This is a genomic window from Methanosarcina sp. WWM596, from assembly GCF_000969965.1.
In the GTDB taxonomy this organism is placed as follows: domain Archaea; phylum Halobacteriota; class Methanosarcinia; order Methanosarcinales; family Methanosarcinaceae; genus Methanosarcina.
On sequence record NZ_CP009503.1, the window covers coordinates 1,520,709 to 1,542,040 of the forward strand.

Annotated in this window: 13 protein-coding genes; 6 read left to right on the forward strand and 7 right to left on the reverse strand. The window is 42.2% G+C overall.

The features are described 5' to 3' along the window. Positions 1-8 precede the first annotated feature (8 nt). Positions 9-3,671 carry a PGF-pre-PGF domain-containing protein gene (locus tag MSWHS_RS06780; protein ID WP_231585621.1) on the reverse strand — a complete coding sequence of 1,221 codons (3,663 nt, stop codon included), beginning with the start codon at positions 3,669-3,671 and terminating at the stop codon, positions 9-11. A gap of 476 nt (positions 3,672-4,147) precedes the next feature. On the opposite strand from MSWHS_RS06780, the gene MSWHS_RS06785 reads away from it, so the two are divergent. From MSWHS_RS06785 to MSWHS_RS06795, 3 genes are all read left to right on the forward strand, one after another. Further along, positions 4,148-5,476: an APC family permease gene (locus tag MSWHS_RS06785; RefSeq protein WP_048127082.1), complete on the forward strand. Its 1,329-nt coding sequence runs from the start codon at positions 4,148-4,150 to the stop codon at positions 5,474-5,476. A 465-nt stretch (positions 5,477-5,941) separates the two neighbouring features. Continuing rightward, entirely contained in the window at positions 5,942-6,328 is a 387-nt protein-coding gene (locus MSWHS_RS06790) for an SET domain-containing protein (protein WP_048127083.1), read from the forward strand. 434 nt (positions 6,329-6,762) lie between these two features. Further along, entirely contained in the window at positions 6,763-7,806 is a 1,044-nt protein-coding gene (locus MSWHS_RS06795) for a calcium/sodium antiporter (RefSeq protein ID WP_048127084.1), read from the forward strand. Between the two features lie 832 nt (positions 7,807-8,638). Here MSWHS_RS06795 and MSWHS_RS06805 read toward each other — a convergent pair. From MSWHS_RS06805 to alaXM, 4 genes are all read right to left on the reverse strand, one after another. Continuing rightward, positions 8,639-9,862, reverse strand: coding sequence for a hypothetical protein (locus tag MSWHS_RS06805; RefSeq protein WP_048127088.1), 1,224 nt, complete (start codon positions 9,860-9,862; stop codon positions 8,639-8,641). 508 nt (positions 9,863-10,370) lie between these two features. After that, positions 10,371-10,745, reverse strand: a complete 375-nt coding sequence (locus tag MSWHS_RS06810) for a PleD family two-component system response regulator (protein WP_048130265.1) — start codon at positions 10,743-10,745, stop codon at positions 10,371-10,373. A gap of 48 nt (positions 10,746-10,793) precedes the next feature. Further along, positions 10,794-13,751, reverse strand: a complete 2,958-nt coding sequence (locus MSWHS_RS18415) for a PAS domain-containing protein (protein ID WP_052722631.1) — start codon at positions 13,749-13,751, stop codon at positions 10,794-10,796. A gap of 717 nt (positions 13,752-14,468) precedes the next feature. Next, complete coding sequence (alaXM, locus tag MSWHS_RS06820) at positions 14,469-15,206, reverse strand: alanyl-tRNA editing protein AlaXM (protein WP_048127089.1); 738 nt, start codon at positions 15,204-15,206, stop codon at positions 14,469-14,471. Positions 15,207-15,649: 443 nt separating this feature from the next. Between alaXM and MSWHS_RS06825 the strand changes: the two genes are divergently transcribed. Next, positions 15,650-16,894 (forward strand): IS110 family transposase, encoded by a 1,245-nt coding sequence (locus MSWHS_RS06825; protein WP_048125153.1) that lies wholly within the window; start codon positions 15,650-15,652, stop codon positions 16,892-16,894. A 209-nt stretch (positions 16,895-17,103) separates the two neighbouring features. Here MSWHS_RS06825 and MSWHS_RS06830 read toward each other — a convergent pair whose 3' ends face one another. Continuing rightward, positions 17,104-17,757: a hypothetical protein gene (locus MSWHS_RS06830; protein ID WP_048127090.1), complete on the reverse strand. Its 654-nt coding sequence runs from the start codon at positions 17,755-17,757 to the stop codon at positions 17,104-17,106. A 483-nt stretch (positions 17,758-18,240) separates the two neighbouring features. Here MSWHS_RS06830 and MSWHS_RS06835 point away from each other — a divergent pair, with 483 nt between their 5' ends. Then, positions 18,241-19,053, forward strand: coding sequence for a sulfite exporter TauE/SafE family protein (locus MSWHS_RS06835; protein WP_048130268.1), 813 nt, complete (start codon positions 18,241-18,243; stop codon positions 19,051-19,053). 120 nt (positions 19,054-19,173) lie between these two features. On the opposite strand, the gene MSWHS_RS06840 is transcribed toward MSWHS_RS06835, so the two are convergent. After that, positions 19,174-20,343 (reverse strand): ABC transporter permease, encoded by a 1,170-nt coding sequence (locus tag MSWHS_RS06840; protein ID WP_048127092.1) that lies wholly within the window; start codon positions 20,341-20,343, stop codon positions 19,174-19,176. 428 nt (positions 20,344-20,771) lie between these two features. Between MSWHS_RS06840 and MSWHS_RS06845 the strand changes: the two genes are divergently transcribed. Further along, positions 20,772-21,188 carry an NUDIX domain-containing protein gene (locus MSWHS_RS06845; RefSeq protein WP_082088046.1) on the forward strand — a complete coding sequence of 139 codons (417 nt, stop codon included), beginning with the start codon at positions 20,772-20,774 and terminating at the stop codon, positions 21,186-21,188. The last annotated feature ends 144 nt before the right edge of the window (positions 21,189-21,332 follow it).

Below are 21,332 nucleotides of genomic sequence, written 5' to 3' on the forward strand. Positions count from 1 at the left end.
TACAGACTTCACTTCCTTTTAATCCACAGTGTGCCTGCGAGCAAAAGGGCGATACATATCACAAAATCGGGGGCTGGCATATCCCTGTTATCTTCGCTGTCTTCTTCTGTGGAGTTGTGAGGATTTTCGCGCGTGATCCGGATTTCCGGAGCTCCGTCCGGGCCTGTTTCAGGGGAGTTATTCTGCATGGCTGTATTGGAAGAAGACTGTAAAGATTCACTCTGCTGGCCGGCAACTGCAAAAGATTCAAACCCCGGAGTTTCGGATTCAAAATAGAAGAATGTCTCATCTTCTCCTGTAATCCCGGAAGAAAGTTCTGTCCAGTTTGAGGTAGAGTACCTGTAGAGAGAAACTGAAACCGGATCAATTCTATTTTCGGAAAGCCAGTCTTTTTCTACCCTGAAACTGATTTTAGGGCCCTGAATGTTTTCCGGGGATGCAAACCCACTGTTGCCAGCCCAGATATTGAAGTGTCTGTAAACCTCTCCTTCCGGCAGGCCTGAAACCAGAACTGATTGGTTTTTTAGCATTTCTACGGTGACTGTAACTTTTCCGGCGTTTTTCCTGGCATCAAATTCCACAGCTGTTACAGGGGTTGCGTTTCTGGTAAAACCAAACAGAATATGCCTTCCACTGGTAACAAAACTCTGCGCCAGTTCCTTGCTTTCAACATTACTTGCAGGTTCAGGGGAACCGCCAGTACCGCTTCCTCCACTTCCTTTACTTCCACTGTCTTCTGAAATCTTTACGTTCCCTCCCCCCGGACTGCCGCCCATGCTTACATTATTATCTTCATTTATGTCCTCAGGCGTGTCAGTCTCTTCTTCTACAGGATAGGGGTTCAGGTTCCAGCTGTGCTGCAGGGTTGAAGAACCGTTTGCGGCAATAACTGTCAGGGTATATTTGGCCGGGATAGGAGTGGAAGTTTTGCTCTCTGTTATCCTGCCTGCAAGTTCTTCAGTCCCAATTGAAAGAATCGCAGAAGAAGCAGATTCGTTTGTCTGCAACAGGACTCCGTTTAGCAACCAGCTGAAGGTGCAGTTTCTTGTAGATCGAATCCCAAATTCCAGGGTATCCCCGTCAATTGAAACTGAACCCCGGGCAGGAACTACATTCCCTACCTCAAAACCCCTGGAATATGCTGCCAATCTGGAAATAAGGGGCGAGGAGTCACTGCCATAAGGATTGTCTCCTATCCCACTGCCGTCTGTGTCCGGGCCCTTATAATCAGAGTAAAAGTTTCCAAATCGGCTCTCGTAAACCCCGCCATTATACAGGTAGCGTACCTCTGCAGCCGTGTTCCAGGTGTTTGAAAGTCCTGTTTCTCCTGAAGATCTTTCATTGATATTAATACTGTTCTCAAACTCGTTTTCAAGGATCCTGTTCTGGAAAGAGTCTGTTAACCTGAATCCCTCTGCATTATTCGAGATGTTGTTTCTTGTAAAGGTATTGTTAGATGACTCTTCGAGCAGGACTCCCGGACTACAGTTTGATACCTTATTGTTCGTAAGCATGCATGCAGCTGCACTTTCAAGATATACGCCAGTTCCTCCAGAGCCGCTTATGCCAAACCCGCTTATCTTTGCAGCATTTGCAGTTACATGAAAAACAGGTTCCTCGGGATTTTCAGCTTCGAGAACAGTGTCCTCGGGCTTTCCGGAAGCAGAGCTTATATTCAGATCCCAGGGTACATCCACGTTTTCCCTGTACGTTCCCGGATATACAAGAATGGAATCTCCAGGTCTGCTGTTGTTTATGGCATCCGAAATTGAGGCAAAATCCCCGCTTCCGTCTGTTTTCACAGTAAATGTGGAAGGATTTGCTGATGCCTGTTCATGCATTTTGAGGGCGTTTACAAGCCCGTATCCAAAAACAGTATCATATCCGGGTTCTCCGAGGTCGGTTGATGAAGTGTAAAGCAGCCTTCTTATGTCCATAGCCGACTTTTCCGGGGACGCACTCCAGACCAGCGCTGCAATGGCTGCAACATGAGGAGCAGAGGCGCTTGTACCGTAAAACTTTTCTGAAACCCCACCTGTACCTGTGACATTTACACCGTCAATCCCTGAGATATCTGTCTTAGGACGAATTTCCTGCGAAGGATAGTGGAGCGTAACCGGTCCAATGGAAGAGAAGTACTCTATATAATAATCTCCGGATTCCTCTGTCCCAACTGCTCCCACTGTAATCACTTCAGACAGGGCAGGGTGCCCGAAAATAGAGTCTTTGGAAACGATATTTGCAGCCTTGAGTTTTGTCCCTTTTCGGCAATAAATGTAGAGCTCGAGTTCCCTGGATTCCCCGGAGGTTTTTCGGACCTCGATAGAAGCGCTAAGGGCGTTTTTTCCACTATTTGTATACATTATATATTCAAGGGGCAGATTGTCCCCATCCTGATAAACTTTACTGGACGCAAGGGTCTCTAAAGTATTTCTGTCTTTAAGGTAAAGGTCATAGTTATTTCCCGAATGTTCCCACATGTCGTCCCACTGGAGAAAAACCCATACCTCTCCTGAGGGCTGGATCTCAAACTGCAGGTTCTCTACGTCTCCTTTTCCACTGCTGAAATCATGCCATCCACTCCCTTTGTCATAGAAAACCCCCTGGTAATGGCTGTTTCCGGAATTTCCAGCAGAGCTTACGTAAAGGATGTCGTGCTCTTTTACAACCTCTTTTACATGGTCTGCCACTATCCCGTCTTCAAAGAAAGGTTCAGCAAGCCAACCTATATCGTCACAGATAACAGTACACCCTTCGTTAACAAGGGCATCGACAGCCCCGTTGAATTCGAGCCTGTTGTTTCCGCAGTCGTGGAAATATAGTTCTGCCCCGGGAGCAATATCATGGATGATTTCAAGCATATTCGTGCCTTCATTTCCCCCGACCTTATTGCTCAGGACATGCACATCCGAAGAAATATCGCCCGTAGCCTGTGCGTCCTTAAGGCTGTCCACGCCGTCAGATATGATTCCAATTTTTATTCCTGTCCCGTTTATTCCGTAAAGTCCCCTGAGGCTGGAAGCGTTAAGAATCGAATCCCCTTTCGAAACCGTATTTCCCTGCCTGACAAAAGGAGGCAGGACAGTTTGAATATTCTTTACCTCAGAAAGGGCAGCCAGTGTCTCAAGGGATTCGAGCGGAACCCACGCTACTACAATATGATTTTCTTTGTCCCTGTCTTCAACCTCACAGTATCCGGCAAGTATGCTGCTATTTGCAAAAGGCTCAAGATAAACGTACACGTAAACTTTTTCATCCGGATAAGAAGAAGCTTTGCTGGCATTTTCCCCTGAACCCGCAGCAATTTCCGGGTTTTCTCCTGAAGGAACCGCCCTTCTCGAAACAGGCTCTGCCTGGCTCAACTGTCCCAGCTTAACCATACGGGCTCGCAGAGTTTCAGCCGACTCTTTCCCGGAAAGATAGCGCTCGTCACTCAGCTGCAGCAGGTCGCTTGAGAGCTTCTTCTGTGCAGGGCTTAAGGTCTCTCCGGATGAACTATCCTGCCATCCTGCATCTGTGGAAATACTGCTGTTTACACTGTCATTTTCAGCCTGGATGAATTCAACTGCCGAAGTTCTCTGCATGTCTGAAAAGCAGAATATCAGAGCCCCTGACAGAAAAACAGAGACCAGAAAGGCACTAACAAATAAACGCAACAATACTTTGCTCATAATGACCAGCGCATCAATTTTTTAAAATACCCGAAAAGCTCCCAGTAGCTACACAAAAAACACAGGTAGCAGGTAAACTCTCTAAAAAAGCTCCCAGCCCCTGTGAAATTTTGCTCCCCGAATAAAATTAATGAGCCGATAAGTTATAAATTCATAAGATTGACTGATTAGATTAACTGATTAGATTGACTGATAAGATTGACTGATTAGATTAACTGATTAGATTAACTGATTAGATTGACTGATTAGATTGACTGATTAGATTGACTGATTAGATTGACTGATTAGATTGACTGATAAGATAATCTGTTAAGGTAAACTGTTCGGTAGTCTCCCATAAGTGGTCAACGTTTTAGAAATCTTGCAGTTTAAAATACACAAAGGTTATAGGGTTAAAAGCTTTTTTTATCTCTTCACCTTTACTTTTATGAGTTGTTGGTGACCTTCGATCTGTTGAATTTAAATGGATAAAAATTATGACCGAACTTAAAAAAACAGTTACTCTGGGGCGTGGCGTTGTTCTGGGCATCCTCATGGTTATAGGTTCTGGGCTTCTCGGCCTTCCCGGGTTGGTAGCGGATGTAGGGACAGTGCAGGAAGTGGTTTTCGGCTGGCTTCTGATCATTCTGGCAGCAATTCCTCTTATTCAGATTTGCGCAAGGCTCGGAAAGAAATTCCCCTGTTCAGGAGGTCTTTTCCATTATTCCCGCGAGGCTGTGGGAGAGTGGGGAGGGTACGCAGTAACCGCCCTTGTCTGCGGGTCCTTTATTCTGGGGGAACCTGCGGTTGCCCTCATTGGTGGCGAATATTTGCAGCATCTCTTTGATCTGCCTGATTTTGGGGTTCATTTGCTGGCTATCTTTATCATCACAACCATGACCCTTATAACGGTTGCCGGGGTCAGGCTGGTCTCCTTTTTCAACTACGCAGCCGTGGCTGTATTGCTGATCCTGATTGTAGCTCTTACCTTTTATAACTTCAATTTCTTTTCTTCAGGGCTTGTGTTTTCAATACAGGCTCTTGGGAGCGGTGTATCCGCTATTCTGGGGATGGATTTTGAAGCTTTTGACCCTTATAGTATCTGGAAAATTTCTGCTCTTCTTTTCTGGGCTTTCCTGGGCTGGGAAAATATGTCCTTTGGTCTTGGAGAACTCCAGAATCCGGAAAAAAATGTCAGGAGGGTTTTCTGGCTCAGTTTCGGCCTGGTAATCTTCATTTACCTGATGCTGGCAATCACAAGTATAGGGGCCGATGCAGCTGGAGTTCCTCTCTCCGGGGCGTCCGGTCTTGTGGAACTCGTTAAGTTTACCCCTCCGGGAAATCTGCTCATCTGGCTGATGGCAGTGGTTATTGTGGCTAATGTAACCTGCTGGAACTTTGCTTCAAGCCGCCTTGTCTACTCATCCGGAAAAGAAAAAGTGCTCCCGGCTTACCTGGGGAAACTTTCAAAAAAAGGACAGCCCATTGCAAGCATCCTGAGTATATATACGGTTTTCGTACTGGTGCTCCTGGGGACTTATGTGTTTAAGGTCCCGGTTTCTTCCCTGCTCATGCTCGTAAACCAGAACTTTCTCTTCCTTTACGGTTTTATCCTGCTCTCCTACTGGAAGACCGAAACCGGCTGGAGGCGCTGGGTTTACTCAGGGCTTTCCCTCCTCTCACTCTCCTTTCTGGTTTCAGGGTTCACCTGGAAAATTCTCTATTCCATTGCCCTTATGGGGCTTGGGTATTACGGGTTTGTGAGAAAAACAAGAAAGAACAAGAAAGAGGGAAAAGCAGCTTCTTTGACTCATTCGGAGCTGTAATTTTCAGAGCTGTAATTCTCAGACATTTAATTCAGAGCTGTAATTCTCAGACATTTAATTCAGAGCTGTAATTCTCAGACATTTAATTTTCTGCTGGTCCGGGGAGAAATAACCTGGACAAACTGCTGGCATATAGATATATATTACAAAATATATCTACTGATTTACTGATCTACTGATCTACTGATCTACTTAAGGGGAAAAATGACCGAACTTGGAAAAACAATTACCCTCAGGCGGGGGCTGGGGCTTGCAGCCTACATGCTCATAGGGACAGGAATCCTGGCACTACCGGGACTGGTACTTGATGTGGGATACTTATGAGGCAGTCCTCGGCTGATTCCTTATAGCCCTGGTCGCAGCCCATAAAAGTTTTCGGACGGAAACTTATAAATTCATTGCCTTCTCAAAATAATGCAATAGTTTTCCAGGCAATTTATAAAATAAATAAAGGAGCCTGATCAAATGTCATTGGTAAGTGTTAAAGACGCACCTGGAAAAGGTAGAGGCGTATTTGCACAGAGAAATTTCAAAAAAGATGAAGTAATAGAAACCTGCCCAGTTATCGTTCTTCCTTCGGAAGAAGTAACTACTCTTGAGCTTACCCAGCTTTATAACTACTACTTCGCATGGGGAACTGATTCAAGAGCAGCAGCGATTGCTCTGGGCTACGGGTCTCTTTACAACCACTCTTATACCCCAAATGCAAAGTACCAGAAAGACTTCGACAACGGTCTTTTAAAATACGTCTGTATAAAAGAGATCCGGAAAAATGAGGAAATCACCATAAACTATAACTGTGACCCTGAAGACAAAACCCCTGTCTGGTTTGATGTTTCGAGCCGGAGCTGATTTTCCAATTTTTAGCTTAGGGAGATAATTTTTTCTTTTTCTATGCCAATTTATTTTTTACTTTTTTTGTCTCTGAATTTGGTCTGCAATTAAAGGTTTTTTTCTTCGGTTTGTGAAACCATTTGTTTCATCCTCTGGTGTTATATAGCCCCTTTTGTTTTATTATTTGCCCGTAGATTTTGATTACGCATACTGGCTTCTTAAGGTTCACTGCCTTACAATGCCGGTGCTGAGCAGTACCAGCGCTGCCTTTACAGCCCCTTTCGGACCTATGTTCTTCTTTGTGTAATCTTTTTGTGTAACCTTCAAAAGGCTGCCTGAATAGCTATCTCTTAATATCCCTTTTTAACTGAAAGCTTTTAATAAAAGTTATTCAGATTACAGCTTGAACCGATAATGATCAAACCGAAAAAAAATAACTTAGATGTGATTTTATGATCACAGTAAATTTTTTTGTTCTTTTACTTGGCCTGGTCTTTCTGGTCAAGGGTTCAGATTACTTCGTAAAGGCTGCCTCAACGATTGCAAAAAAGCTTGGCGTTTCGGAATTTGTTATAGGGCTGACCCTTGTGGCAGTAGGGACATCAATCCCGGAACTTGCTTCTTCTATCGCCGCTTCTATCCAGCAGGCAAGTGGTATAGTTATAGGAAACATTGTAGGCTCAAACATTGTTAACATAGGCCTGATTGTCGGGGTTGCTGCATTTCTTTCCCCTATGAAAACCGAAGTTGAGATGCTTAAAAGAGATGGCTATATCATGCTCTTTTCAGCTGTGCTTTTCTTTGTTTTTGCACTCAACAGGGAACTGTCAATGATTGAGTCAGGTTTTTTTGTATTGCTGTATATCGCTTATGTATTTTTCCTGTTTGAAGAAGCGGAAAAATATGAAGGAAAACTCCATTTCAAAGAGTTTATAACATATTTTTTCAAATTTAAGTATATAAATAGTGCAAGGCAAAAACTCAATGGTGCAAACCGCAACAGAAACTCCGAATCAGGAAATGGAAATGGACGGCTGGATGGAGGCTTTGCAAAAGATATCCTTACCCTCGTGTTAAGCTGTACAGCAATTGTAATAGGGGCAAATTATTTTGTGGAAGAGTCAATCTTCTTTGCAGAACTCTTCGGGGTTCCGGATACCATTATAGGTACGACTCTGGTTGCAGTCGGGACTTCCCTCCCGGAACTTGTGGTAACGGTATCTGCAGCAAGGAAGGGTTATGGAAGTATAGCCCTTGGGAACGTGATAGGTTCGAACATCACAAACATATTTTTGATCCTTGGACTTTCCGGACTTCTCTATCCCATATCCGTTGCAGAAATAAGTCTCTTTTTCACGACCCCTGTCATGATAGTCATAAGCCTGATCCTTTTGATCTTTATCAGCACAGGCTGGGAAATCAAAAGATGGGAAGGAGTAGCGTTGATGGTATTTTATGCAGCTTTTCTTATCCTGCTCTTCTGGATGAATCGATAGCTTTCAGGCGAAAAACTTCCTTAAACGATGCCCAATGGATAAACTTCTAATCTTCCAGGGCTTCCTTACTTATTTTGCTTTTTTGGCTTACTATCATGTGTTTTATTAAACAGTAATACGTAAATCAAAGTAGGCTTAATTAGAGTTCTGTTTTTCCAGGTTTGAACATAATACAAGAGTACATTCTGTACCGGTGTAGAAGCTAACACAATTGTCCGTCATTTCAAGCATATCGACACGCTGGTAATACATCTTATCAGCTAGTTTATACTTATCTGTCCATAGAGTATTCAATAGGAATGTATATACTCCGGCAGGATCCTTATGGTTGACAAAGTAAGCTTGTACTGCATCGAAATATTCTTTTGATTGTATCCTTTGCACTGTTTATCCCTATCTGTCTAAATGTGAACTACCGCTAAACTAAAGATTTAGCGGCTTCCTGAGTCATCCTTCCCTTTACTGAGGACAAGTCATACAGGCTCTACCCCGCATACCACAGGTGAAATGGAATATATAATCGTGAGATTACTTGAGATGCTTAAAGCTTCCGGTTTTCTCCGGTTTAATGTTCCCGATCTCTTCAGGTATGTGATACCCTATTATCCAACTCCCTCATCTTGGTTTTCACATTTTGGGTTGTGGTGACAGTCTCTATTATTAAATAAACTTGATACGAAAAACAGTTTAGCAGAATCAACAATTGGAAAATGTATGAAAGTTGACGCGTATATCCCATGAAATTAAGATTTCATGGGTTTTACGCTTCTTCCTACAAATCATTTATGCAACTTGTTGTTCCGAAAGATTTTTTAAGCTCTTATAATACTTGTTAAGCTCTTATAATACTTGTTAAGTCTACAACTGCTATCTTTTTTGAACTTTGAACATCCCATCCCCTGGCAGTTAAATTATTTGCATGTTTCATTCCTACAATTGATGGTGCAGCATTTCCAGTTAAATCTAAAGACCCGCCACTGGTATTATAAGAATCCAGTGTTTGGAGTATACCATCTACTGCTGTTTGATTTAGTGAATTATAACTTGCATTTAAATCAAGTAAACCAGGGTCATTGGAAATATCTAAACTTGTGAGGCTATTATTCCCAATATTCACAGCACATTTTTTTCCAGCAGGGAAACAACCAGAAAAATTAGCAGCATTATAATGATTATTGAATGATAGGACGCTTGTCAAATTTGTTGAAGTTAGGTGTAGAGTACCGCTTTGATTACTGTTCCATACATAATATTCTTTAAGAAGTGGGAACTGATTGACCGGGAACGTGCTGATCATCTGTGGGTTATCCCTAACACATATATGCCATATATGAGTCCCTGTAGTACCCCAATTTATTGTATATGTTGAACTTCTCTGAGATGCTCCACGAAAATCAGCCAGAAAAGGAGCTTCTGATAGATCAAGATAAGAAATCTTGCAACGTTCGAGGCAAAGCCTGTTCAGAGATGGAACGTTTTGGAGTTTGATGGTAGTCAATGATTTACACAAAAAACACTCAATAGTATGCAGTTCCTTGAAGTTACTGAAATCCAGTTCAGTTATTGGATTATAACTTGAAGCCCATACCTGGAGGTATGGTGCAACATTTTCTAAACCAGTAACAGCTACTACATTCTGTTGTTTTAAATGTTCTATTGTACTGGAACCTGGAGTTACTCCACCATCTGAACCATCATAACCTATATTGATTTTAGTTACTGCACTCCATGGTGTTACTACCAGAGTATTTGCTCTTGATCCTTCTGAACCAAAATTTACAGTAGGAGATGCAGAATCAGATGTTGAACCGTCACCAAATACCCATTGAATTTTAGGATCACCTGTAACTGTGATGATTGGTGAAAATGATGAACCAGTAGTAACAAACGTAATATTTGCTTCAGGTGTTGAAGATGTCACCTTTGCATCTGGACTGGAGCTTGAATTATTCTTATCCGAGTCTGAACTCATAAATCCCAGAGTAAAAGCAACTAAAATAATAATGGCTAATAATCTTACATATTTAATCCTAGAACTTCTATTGGGGAACCGCATAACAGATCTCCTGATAGTATTTACTTCGACAGACTGTCTCAAAACCCACTTTCTGCAGATGTATACAAAAATACCATCTCATTGGTCATCGGTTAAGGAATTTTTTGCCCGAAAGCTATTGATTTTGAACCAGAAACCTACCTTCGTTTTGGCCTATTTATATGAAATTGACACCCTGTTCCAGCCTACAATAAAATCAAATATTTGACAACTGTTGTGGAAATGGAAGCAATTTGTCACGATTCTTCACTTAACTGAAGACGCATGAATACTATCTATTTTCTCAATAGGGAAGTAGGTTAAAGCTGAACTCTCATTTAACAGGATAATTGTGGACAAATTGACAAATAAATTCTACATCTGTGTACATCTTCGGAATGTAGGTTCCAATATAGAAGATGCTCTGCTTACTGTTAAACATTATTAAATCGTAATGTCCCACCATATTGGACTTTCATATATATTAAATTTTTGAATGTTTATGTTAATATATAAAATACGTTTTAAATTAAAGCCCCAGCGTTTTCCTGGCAATTTCCAGTTTTGTTTTCAATTTCTGGTTATCAAAAGGTTTCTTGAGGTAATCATCCGCACCTGCCTTAAAGCCTGTCTCAATGTCCTCATTCAGGTCTCTACCGGTTATCAAAATTATATAAGTATGACTTATCCGGGGGTCTTTCCTTACTTTTTCACAGACCTCTATGCCTTTCATTTTTGGCATCTCCCAGTCAAGAATTACAACTTCTGGAGGATCACTTCCTTTCAAAACCTCCCAGGCTTCGCATCCATTGCGTGTGGAAATGATTTTGTAACCCCATCTGGTTAACGTATTTTTAAGCCACAAATTGGAAATCGGTTCATCTTCGGCAATCAGAACTTTCACAAGCCTTCCTCCCGTTGAAAGCCGGAAACTTAAATGCTACCAGCCGAACTAACAGATCTGGCTTTCCAGAAACCTGATAAGAACCGGCTCAAGCTCTTCAAGCCGGATTTTAATTTCTTCAAATTTTTTGTAGGCTAAATCCATTTTGTTTTCTCTTCCTATCTGCTCAAGGTAATAAGCAGCTCTGAAAACCCTTTTTGCCCCTATGCTTCCGGCTGCGCTTTTTAAATTGTGTGCACTTTGTCTGAGTTCTTCAGCCTCTCCTTTTCTTATAGCTTTATTTAGGGAATCCAGTAGCTCCGGCGACATCCCCAGGAAAATTCTAACCATTTCCCTTAAGAGTTCCTCATCCCCCTCTGTCCTTTCAAGCACTTCTTCGAGGTTAAAGATCCGGTCCTCCGGAAAATCAAAAGCCATAGTTTCCTGGTCAGGGGGTGTTGATACTCTTTCCTGAATAATTCCTTCCTGAACAATTCTGTCTTGAATGATTTTTTTCTGAGCAATTCTTTCTTTAGTAGTTTTTTCCGGAGTGTTTTTTCCGGACCTGATATCTTCCAATATATCAAAGAGTTTTTCTCTATTAAGAGGCTTTGATACATAGTAGTTCATACCTGCTTCAATACATTTTTCTTCATCTTCTTTCAGAGCCCGGGCAGTAAAGGCTATTATCGGAATGTTATGCAGCCTCACCCTGGAAGAAGGGTCCCTTATCTTTCGAGTGGCTTCCAGCCCGTCCATGCCAGGCATCTGGACGTCCATCAGCACAGCGTCAAAATTCCTTCTGGAGAGGGCGTCAAGTGCATCTCTCCCGTTAGTAACCAGGGTAAGTTTATGCCCTTTTTTCTCAAGAAGACATAAAATTAGTTTTTGATTTATCAGGTGGTCCTCGACAAGAAGTATATTCAGGCTTTTTCCGGAAGATATCCCGTTTCCATCCTGTTCTTTATTTTCCGGGTATGGTAACAGTTTTTCCTCCGGAAGGCTATTTTTTTGCTCAGAATTTTCCGCATTTGCCCCTCTTTTTACCTTGACCGTAAAATAGAAAGTGCTTCCTTTCCCAACCTCGCTCTCCACCCATATCCTGCCGCCCATAAGCTCGACAAGCTGTGAGGAAATTGCAAGCCCGAGTCCGGTTCCCCCGTACTCCCTTGTGACAGAGGCATCAGCCTGGATGAAGGCATCGAATATTTTACATAGATTTTCCGGAGGGATACCAATTCCCGTATCTTTGACTTTGAAAAGGAGTGTCAATTCTTCATTGAGACCTGACTCGCCTGATTCGCAGATTTCAACGGAAAGGATAATTTCTCCTTCTTTCGTGAACTTTATCGCATTGCCAATGAGGTTAAAAAGAACCTGTTTCAGGCGGATAGGATCGCCGATAAAGGTAGAGGGCAAACCATCTTCCAGAGAAGATACCAATTTTATTCCTCTGGAATTTGCTTTCCCGGACAGCAAATTTATAAAATGGGATATCAGGCTTTTGAGGTCGAATTCGACCTGCTCAACCTCCATTTTATTTTGTTCTATCCTTGAGAAGTCAAGGACATCGTTAATTATGGAAAGCAGGGATTCTGCAGAGATATGAGCCAGCTGGAGGTATTCCCTCTGCTCGTCATTAGGGCTGGTATCCAGCAGGAGTTCCAGCATCCCTAAAACTGCATTCATTGGGGTTCGGATTTCGTGGCTCACATTGGCCAGGAATTCACCCTTTGCCCGGTTTGCAGCTTCTGCTGCTTCTTTAGCACTACGAAACTGTTCTTCCATACGTTTTCTTTTTGTAATATCGAGAGTTGTCCCAAACATCCGGATAGGATTTCCGGCCTTATCGAGGGTAATCTCTCCCTGGTCGTGGAGGCACCGCATCGAGCCATCAGGACGAATAATGCGGTACTCAAGATTGAAGGGACGGTTCTCTTCCCGCATCAAACGTGCGGCCTCAAGGAAAAGATCCAGATCGTCGGGATGAACCCGTGAAATTACCTCTTCAAATGAAGGTTCTTCGTCAGGCCTGCACCCCCAGATAGATTTCAGCTCCTCTGACCAGGAAACCTCCCCAGTCCTGATATTCCAGGAGTAGTTCCCCAGATGTGCAATTGCCTGTGCCCGGGAAAGATTGGACTCACTTTTCCGCAGGGCATCTTCAGCAATTTTTCGATCCGTAACATCCATAGTTGTGCCAATTACACGTACCAGCTTCCCCTCCGGATTCCGGTATGCATGGCCTTTCACTGAAAAATGCCGGACAGTGCCGTCGGGACGAAGGACGTCGTGTTCAAACTCACAATTATCGGTCTTTCCATCCACAACCTGCTGTATTGCTTCCTGCATCTGTTTGTTGTCTTCAGGGGGCAGAATTTTATCGGAAAGTTCGAGTAAGCTCTCATGTGTCTGGAGAAATTCCTCCCTGGATACGCCCACCAGACGAAATAGGTTGTCGTCCCAGGTCATGGTATTTTTGAGGACATCCCAGTCCCAGGTCCCCATCCCTGTAGCCTCAAGCGCCAGGTCGAGACGTTCTTTTGCTAGCAAGAGCTCCTGAGTCCGCTGCTTCAGTTCTTCTTCTACCTGCTTGCAAGGAGTGATGTCAATACAGGAGCCAACAATCCCGAGGGGATGTCCATAATCATCCTTGATCAAATTTAACGAAGCCTGTACATAAAATAGTGTTCCATCCTTTCTTTTAGCCAGTAGTTCCCCGGTCCATTCTCCTTTTTCCCGGCATTCCTTTCCGGCTTGCAGTATCTCTGAAGGAGAATTCCAAAACTCTGAGGCATTCCTTTCCAAAAAGTCTTCAGCTTTTTCGTATCCCCACATCTTGATGCAGGAAGGATTCACATACTTCAACATACCTTTAAAATCCGTAGTAATAAAGCCAATAATTGAAGAATCAGCTGCCCAGTTAAGAATATGCAGTTTTTCCTGCAAATACAGCTTACCCTGAGCTTCAATTATTTTTTCTTCGGTTATTTTCCTTTTAGTGATATCTCCTGGATTTTTTTTCATAGTAACCAATATCGCCTTTTTTTCAAAACAGCATGCAACTTATATATTCAGGAAAGAACACATTTCATGAGAACTTGACTCTGAATTCAAGCTCCATATCATATAACATCCGATTTATAGTTCAGATTGGATATTTTATTTATAACTCAGATTGATAGTTTAGATTGATAGTTTAGATTGATAGTTTAGATTGATAGTTTAGATTGATAGTTTAGATTGATAGTTTAGATTGATAGTTTAGATTGATAGTTTAGATTGATAGTTTAGATTGATAGTTTAGATTGATAGTTTAGATTGACAGTTAGAATGATGTACAAAATATATGATTATTTAGTATATATAAAACTGATTTACTAATTATATAGTTTAGGAAATATTATATTTTAAATGTTATTCCTTCGAAAAGCCTGAATTAAAAAACCTACAGGTTATGAAAAGAAAAAAGGAAAGGCTTAAGCTCAAACTTCACGCGTAATTTTAATACTAAGGCGGAAAGTCCCCTTCCTCGGAGCGTAAGCGGCAGGTGGGGATGAAAGCCGTCAACTTCTACAAAACAACAGTAGCATAATTATTTATACTTATAGTTATATCAATATAGTTGTAACTATGCAGTATAAACTGGGTCTTAGAATCCATTCTATGTATTCACTCCATTATTATTTCACGAAGGGAGCTCCGTCCTCGTTTTCATCAGAAAGCAGGGCGGGGTAGTTCACGTCAATCCAAAAGTGTAAAGTACATTCTCCTGTTGCTTTTCCCTTTGTTCTGAAGTTTCTCGATCTTTATCCCCTTTATTTCCCCTGTGTTTTTCAGGTGTGACCCACCACAGGCTTCAATCGTCACGCTTTCGATTTCTACAAGGCGGACTTCGCGGATCTCTTCTGAAAACCCTTTGGCAAGCGTGGTAAGCCTGGAAAGTTTTTCTTCGGCTTCTTCGCGGCTGACCAGATAGAAATTGACTGGATGGTTCTGAGCGATCACTTCATTTGCAATTTTCTCGTATTCGGAGAATTTGTCCCTGTCAAAGGCTTCAAGGCTAAAATCCACACGGCTCTGGTCAAACCCGAGCTGGTTCCCTGTGATCTGGGCTCCTGCTTCTTTTTCGATCACATTTGCGATCACGTGGGTTGCCGTATGCATTCGCATGTGCCTGTAGCGCCGGTCCCAGTCAATGACTCCTTTTACCCTGTCCCCGGCTTTCAGGCCTGAAGCTTCGGTTTCGCCTGCCGGGGCGATTTCATGACTTATGTCTCCGTTGAACTTTCCGACATAAACAACCTCAAACTCAACTCCGTCTTCTTCGCGAACAAGCTTCCCCGTATCACTGGGCTGGCCTCCGCTTTCGGGGTAGAAAGCCGTGCGGTCAAGGATGACATACTTATCATCCATCACTTTTTCAACGGTTGCTTCAAATTCTCTCAGGTAACAGTCAAGGAAGTACAGCGCTTCTGTCATTGGCAAACCTCTCATCTTAAAAATATATTATCAGGTAAATGGATATTCCTTTAAAAGAGTTTCCAAATATTGCGTTAAAGGAATTCTTATTCATCGGTTGGTATTATTCGGAATATCCGAAAATGGAACCTTTTGTTTTTCTCTTCTGCGCCGCAGAGGGGTTGGGCAGGCTCGCCATCCAGATAAAACGCATATGAAATTCTTCGAATAACAGGCACAAAGAAATGAAAGTACTTTTTTTTCCTTACCTTTTTTACCTATCAACCTCATCATTCTCTTGGGCAGTAAGGTTGTACTTATTTTGGTTCTTTGAAGCCGTGATAAAACTAACCAGTGAATTGCCATCGAAGGCTCAAATGTGACTTTGATCACGGATGCTAAATTGGCCTTTGAGGCAATTCTACTGCCCAAATTAATTTGGTGATCTAATTTGGTGATCTAAATTGGTTGAAGTCATTAACAAAGCTTGTGGTTTAGACATTCACAAACTCTTTTTCATTGCTACAATCCTCAGTAGATCTGGTGAAAAACAGCAACAATATTTCTCTAGAACCCCTGACGAAATTTTAGCTTTTAAAAACTGGGTTATATCAGATAAATGTGACGTTGTTGCCTGTGAATCAACGAGTGACTTTTGGGTTCCGATTTATGATGCGTTGATAAAACATCTACCTGTTATAGTTGGAAATGCCCGAGATATGAAGGCGTTTACACACAAAAAAACAGATAAGATCGATTCCGAATTCATCGCACAACTTGCATTGAATAATATGATTCAACCATCAAGAGTTTTCCCAAAAAACCATAGAACATTTCGTTCATGTATCCGGCTTCGCCATAACCTTGTACAAAAAAGAACAGATATAAAAAATGAAGCTCACGCCATACTCGCACCTGAAATGTTTAATCTGAAGAATGTGCTAACAGATATTTTTGGTAAGAGTGGTAGAGCAATTCTATCAGGAATTTGTTCAGGTAAAAGCGTTGACCAGATTATAGCAAGCCTTTCCCCAAATGTTCGTAAAAAAAGTGATCAGATAAGGGAAACTCTGGACAGAGAAATCTCTCAAGGTGCTGCATTCAGGCTTCAGATCTGTCTGGATATCATAAAGCATCTTGACAATGAAATCAAAATTTTGGAAAAAGAAATATTCAATTATGCTTATAAAAATCATAAGCAAGAAATGGAAATTTTAATGTCTGTTCCAGGAATAGGAGAACTTGGAGCGGCAACTCTTATTGCTGAAATAGGCGATTTCAAAGATTTTTCTTCAGGGGATAAGCTTGCTTCATGGCTTGGCATAGTTCCGAATGTGTACCAATCAGCGGATAAATACCATAACGGAAGAATCACTAAGAGAGGATCTAAGGAAGCAAGGTGGATTCTAACACAGATTGCTCAGGCAGCAGCAAGAACAAAAAATAGCAGGTTAAAAGAGTTTTTCAACAGAAAAAAGAAGTCGATTGGGCATTCAAAGGCAATTATTGCCCTGGCAAGAAAAATTGCAACAATTATATGGCATCTGATCACAAACGAGGAGATGTATGAAGATGAAACTGGATATAAAAAGGGGGAAATTCAAAAGAGAAAGATAGTGGAGACTGAGATATTCTCAGTTGATGAAAGGATCAAAATAATGAGTGAAATATATGTAATTGCGAGAAATGAAGAAAGAGAGAGTACGTGAGGAAGATCTCCTCATATACTTTCATGCTAAAATAACCAGAAAAAGCAGAAAAAGCAGAAAAAGCAGAAAAAGCAGAAAAAGCAGAAAAAGCAGAAAAAGCAGAAAAAGCAGAAAAAGCAGAAAAAGCAGAAAAAGCAAAAGAAACAGGAGTTATTGGTACCCACAGTCGCTTTTACATGTACATTTGTTACAGGTGTTATGAGTCGTTTTTAACTTTTGGCTTCATCTTTTTCCACGCAGATAAGTTCTTCAGCGTACGGGAGTTCCTTTTTCATCCAGTCGCAGAAATCCCGCCACTCATCAAGCTTGTGGTGGCGGCGCTGGAAGTAGATGTTCCGGAGTTCGGCGTAGTTGGTTATGACCGTCCGTTTCTGCATGTAAGCACTCGGGAGGTCCTGGACAAGTTCCCTGAAAACGGCTTTACGGTATGCATTGTCCTCTTCATTGTCTCCTTCGCGGGATTTGTAGGCTTTGATAAGGTCATTGAGGTGCCGTATCTGGGCGTTCCTGTAGTCCGTCATCGTATCAAAGGAAAAGTCGTGAGGAGCCAGGTCCCTGCTGGTCAGCTTATGCATTGTTGAGGTTGAGTTCTTTTCCGTAAATTTGTAAGTATCAAACTCTTTCCACCAGTAGAGGGGAGCAGAGAGGTCTAAGCAGACCGTAATGAACCGCAGAAATTTACCGTGTTCGTTTCCTGCAAGGGTCAGGCGTCTGGCCAGGTTCAGGTCCTTTTCCCCGATTTTGCAGTTTCCTGCCTGATCAGGCTCGCTGCTGTCTATCAGGTGCCAGGAATTCATGGGATTCCTCATGCCTTTGATTGCGAAGTAGATGTTGTATGTGCCGTGTAACTCGATTTTGATCATGAAAACGCCTCTTTAACCCGGTTTTGGTCAATCGATTCTAAATCCGGTCTGGTGAATAGATTGTAAACCTGCTTCTGGTTAATAAATAATAACTCATTTTAAATATTTGTTGCGCAGCATTTTCACTTTTTAACTTCACAGTTACTCGATGTCTCTCTTGAATATCCAGAAGGTAAGCCTGTGAAATTCAGGCTGAGTTAAAGGAAATCAGAAAGGAAGTAAGCATTATTCTCCGGGGGGAAATTATTTAAGAAAAACCGCCACCCTCTTACACCATGATTTATCCTTTTAAGTATAACCTTTCTGCAAGTTCCGGATTTTTCTATATTACCATCAGTGGCAACCCTGCATATTTTCAGTACGATACTGTTAACTTAAATAAACACGTATTTTCATGCAGAGAACAATCAGGAATATACGTTTAAATACGGAAAAATCCGAAAAAAAAATTCAGGAAAACGAAAACAATATGCTAAAATGGAAATGACTCCTACAGACCCCTTTTATTTTGGTATCCTCGTTCTCACAGGTGCTTTTACGGGCATTATCTCAGGTCTGCTGGGTGTGGGAGGAGGCTTTATTATGTCTCCTATCCAGTACTGGCTTTTACAGGAAACCGGAATAGAGCCAGACCTGGCTATAAGGGCAGCTCTCGGGACAAGCCTCTTCGTGATCCTGATAAACGCCATATTTGTTACCCTAAAGTATCATAGAAAGCAATCAGTTCTCTGGAAACAGGCTACTATTATGGGAGTCTCCGGATTAATTGCCAGTTTCATGGGAGCAGCAGTAGCTTCTTACCTGCCTGCCTCTACTCTGAGCACAATTTTCGGGGTCGTTATCATACTGGGAGCTCTGAAAACTTATACCACGCCGGCTGTAAAGGAAAGGAATGAAATTAGCTCCAATCCGGTATCTTATATTTTTGCCGGTATCCTCATAGGCTTTTTTTCAGGGCTTCTTGGAATCGGGGGAGGAGTAATTGGAATTCCAATTATGCTTGTGTTTCTGCACTTTGATATGAGGAAAGCCGTCGGAACTTCGGCTGCAATAATGATCTTTACCTCTTTTGGAGGGTCAGTCGGATACATAATCAACGGCTGGGGACAAGCCGGGCTTCCTCCATATTCTCTTGGATATATCAATCTCCTTAACTGGATTTTGCTTGTAGTTCCCGGGTTCCTTGCAGCAAGAAAAGGAGCAGATGTTGCCCATCTGGTAAACCCGGAATATTTAAAACATTTTTTCGTATTTCTGATGATCTACGTAGGGTTGGAAATGGTAGGAGTTATTTGAAAACAGAATATTATAAACAGAATTGACCGAAAAAACTGAAATGCTGAAAGGGATTTCAGAACCTGCTAAAAATAAGAATTGTCAAAAATAATTACTATTGAATATAAGGACCCACAAAATTCAGGTGCTTTCAATAGCTGTTACAGGGTCGAGTTTTGCAGCTTTCCTTGCGGGGTAGATTCCCGAGATGATATTGACTATGAAAGCAAAAAAAGCAGCATATACAAAATTAAGGGGCTTTACCTCAAGAGGCAGGGTCTGAAGCCCGAAATACATTTCCTGAGGAACTTCGATTTTATAGCTCTGCAGGGCAACGGTTGCAATGTAACCGAGAACAGTTCCCAGAACCAGACCTATGGCTCCGAGTACCAGGGATTGGAAAAGAAAAACAATCATTATGCTTTTTTGAGAAGCCCCCATCGCTTTCAGAATGCCGATTTCCCTGGTCCTCTGGGCAACGATGGTGATAAGGGTATTTGCGATCCCGAACCCGGCAATCCCGTAGATAAGAATGTAAAAAATATTTACAAAGACCATCTGGGTATCAAGGAGGCCGAGGATTTCGGCATTTGCTTCGCTCCAGCTTACGGCATCAAGCCCGGTTTCTCCTTCAATCGAAGCGGCAATGACGTCTGCCTTGTAGGGGTCTGTAACCCGGACACCGATGGTGCTCACAACTCCGGGTTCGTTAAAAAAGTCCTGCACTGAGTCCAGCCTTGCGTAGGCTGTTACCTCGTCCGCAGCAGTGCCGGTGTGGATCAGCCCCACGACCTTAAAAGAAGTTGTTTTCGAGTCAGGGAAAACGGCATCCACCCTGTCTCCAACATGGACCTCCAGATTTTCCGCAAGCTTATCCCCGAGCAGAATCCCGTACCTTGTGTGTACAAGGGTCATAAGGTCCCCCTCTACAACGTCCTTACTCACTCTCATGACATTTTCTTCAGCCATAGGGTCAACTCCCTGTAGAGAAGCCCCTTCGGCATTGTTCCTGTATTCCAGCGCTGCCTGACCCATGTATTTAGGGGATACGGCTATAACTCCTTCTTTTTCAGCAATTCGGGCCGATGTATACCTGTAAAGATGGATGAACTCTTCCTTTTCATCTTGAGAACTAATAACAATATGGGGATTATTTTCTATGCTTGAGGTTACAAGCTCATCCTGAAAACCCGAAAGCATTGCCATCATTACCGTGATCACGGCGACAGCCAGAGCAACAGCAAGTATGGCAAAATAAGTCTGTTTTTTTCTGGATAATACCTGCCTCAAAGCGATTTTCAGTTCATACATCTGGATAAACTCCTGTACCCGCCCGGAATTTAAGAATATTCAGGCAGCCTAAAACCTTCAAAGTTTCAGGAAAGTTCAACTTGCTCAGCGTTCTAAATCTTTAAGAGATTCGAACTTCAAGGGATAAAAAATATATGGATTTTTTGCAGGGCCCCAGACAGGCTGACGTAAGTGCTTATATCTATGTGAATCGAAAATAGGTTTTCGGTTAGGAGAAGTATTCTCTCGTCTCAGGGTTCATTTCTTCAGTATATTCTCTCAATTGCGATGCTGGTTTGCAGATTATTTTTTCCTACCTGACAGACCGGCTCAGGTCCCAGGCAGCTCAGGGAGAGAAAACTAAAAGGTTTCAGCTCCGAACACCAGAACAGATCAACCATTAATCAGGGCCTACCGATGTTTTAAATAATTTCCAGAAAAATTCTATAATGCAGGAAATATCCGGGGAATATAATCCATTCAAGGGGGTGACACGTATTCCCAGCGCATATGATAATCGAAGAGGTTCGGTAATAGTTGACACTGATAAAGGAGTTTTACTTGTAAGCAGTTCGGGAAGTTACTATCGGCTTCCCGGAGGAAAACCGAAACGAGGGGAAGCAAGTATCCAGGCAGCGATCAGGGAACTGAGGGAAGAAACGGGGCTGCGGGCGTATGAGGTGAAATATTTGTTTAAATTTCACGCGTCCAAGATTTTCTGGATCAAGGCGAAGGGAAAGCCGACACCGGGGAATGAGATCCATCATTTTGCATTTTTCAAGCCGGGCAAGGATATGGAAGTAAAGGTTTCTGACAACACACTAAAAATATTGAAGATTTATTATGAATTGAATTCATTAAGTTGATTTGATCACGAATCTTAATTAATCAATTTTCAGGGGAGCACAACTTTTTAATCTTCTTTCGTGTTTTTATATCTGTTGTCTCTATCGAATGATATATGACTTATAAATGATATCTGACTGATTTATGGTCGATTTATGACTGAT

Excerpts from the sequence above, each read along its gene's own strand:
- MSWHS_RS06780 (WP_231585621.1), bottom strand. The coding sequence starts at position 3,671 with ATGAGCAAAGTATTGTTGCGTTTATTTGTTAGTGCCTTTCTGGTCTCT.
- MSWHS_RS06785 (WP_048127082.1), top strand. The coding sequence starts at position 4,148 with ATGACCGAACTTAAAAAAACAGTTACTCTGGGGCGTGGCGTTGTTCTG.
- MSWHS_RS06790 (WP_048127083.1), top strand. The coding sequence starts at position 5,942 with ATGTCATTGGTAAGTGTTAAAGACGCACCTGGAAAAGGTAGAGGCGTA.
- MSWHS_RS06795 (WP_048127084.1), top strand. The coding sequence starts at position 6,763 with ATGATCACAGTAAATTTTTTTGTTCTTTTACTTGGCCTGGTCTTTCTG.
- MSWHS_RS06805 (WP_048127088.1), bottom strand. The coding sequence starts at position 9,862 with ATGCGGTTCCCCAATAGAAGTTCTAGGATTAAATATGTAAGATTATTA.
- MSWHS_RS18415 (WP_052722631.1), bottom strand. The coding sequence starts at position 13,751 with ATGAAAAAAAATCCAGGAGATATCACTAAAAGGAAAATAACCGAAGAA.
- alaXM (WP_048127089.1), bottom strand. The coding sequence starts at position 15,206 with ATGACAGAAGCGCTGTACTTCCTTGACTGTTACCTGAGAGAATTTGAA.
- MSWHS_RS06830 (WP_048127090.1), bottom strand. The coding sequence starts at position 17,757 with ATGATCAAAATCGAGTTACACGGCACATACAACATCTACTTCGCAATC.
- MSWHS_RS06835 (WP_048130268.1), top strand. The coding sequence starts at position 18,241 with ATGACTCCTACAGACCCCTTTTATTTTGGTATCCTCGTTCTCACAGGT.
- MSWHS_RS06840 (WP_048127092.1), bottom strand. The coding sequence starts at position 20,343 with ATGTATGAACTGAAAATCGCTTTGAGGCAGGTATTATCCAGAAAAAAA.
- MSWHS_RS06845 (WP_082088046.1), top strand. The coding sequence starts at position 20,772 with ATGCAGGAAATATCCGGGGAATATAATCCATTCAAGGGGGTGACACGT.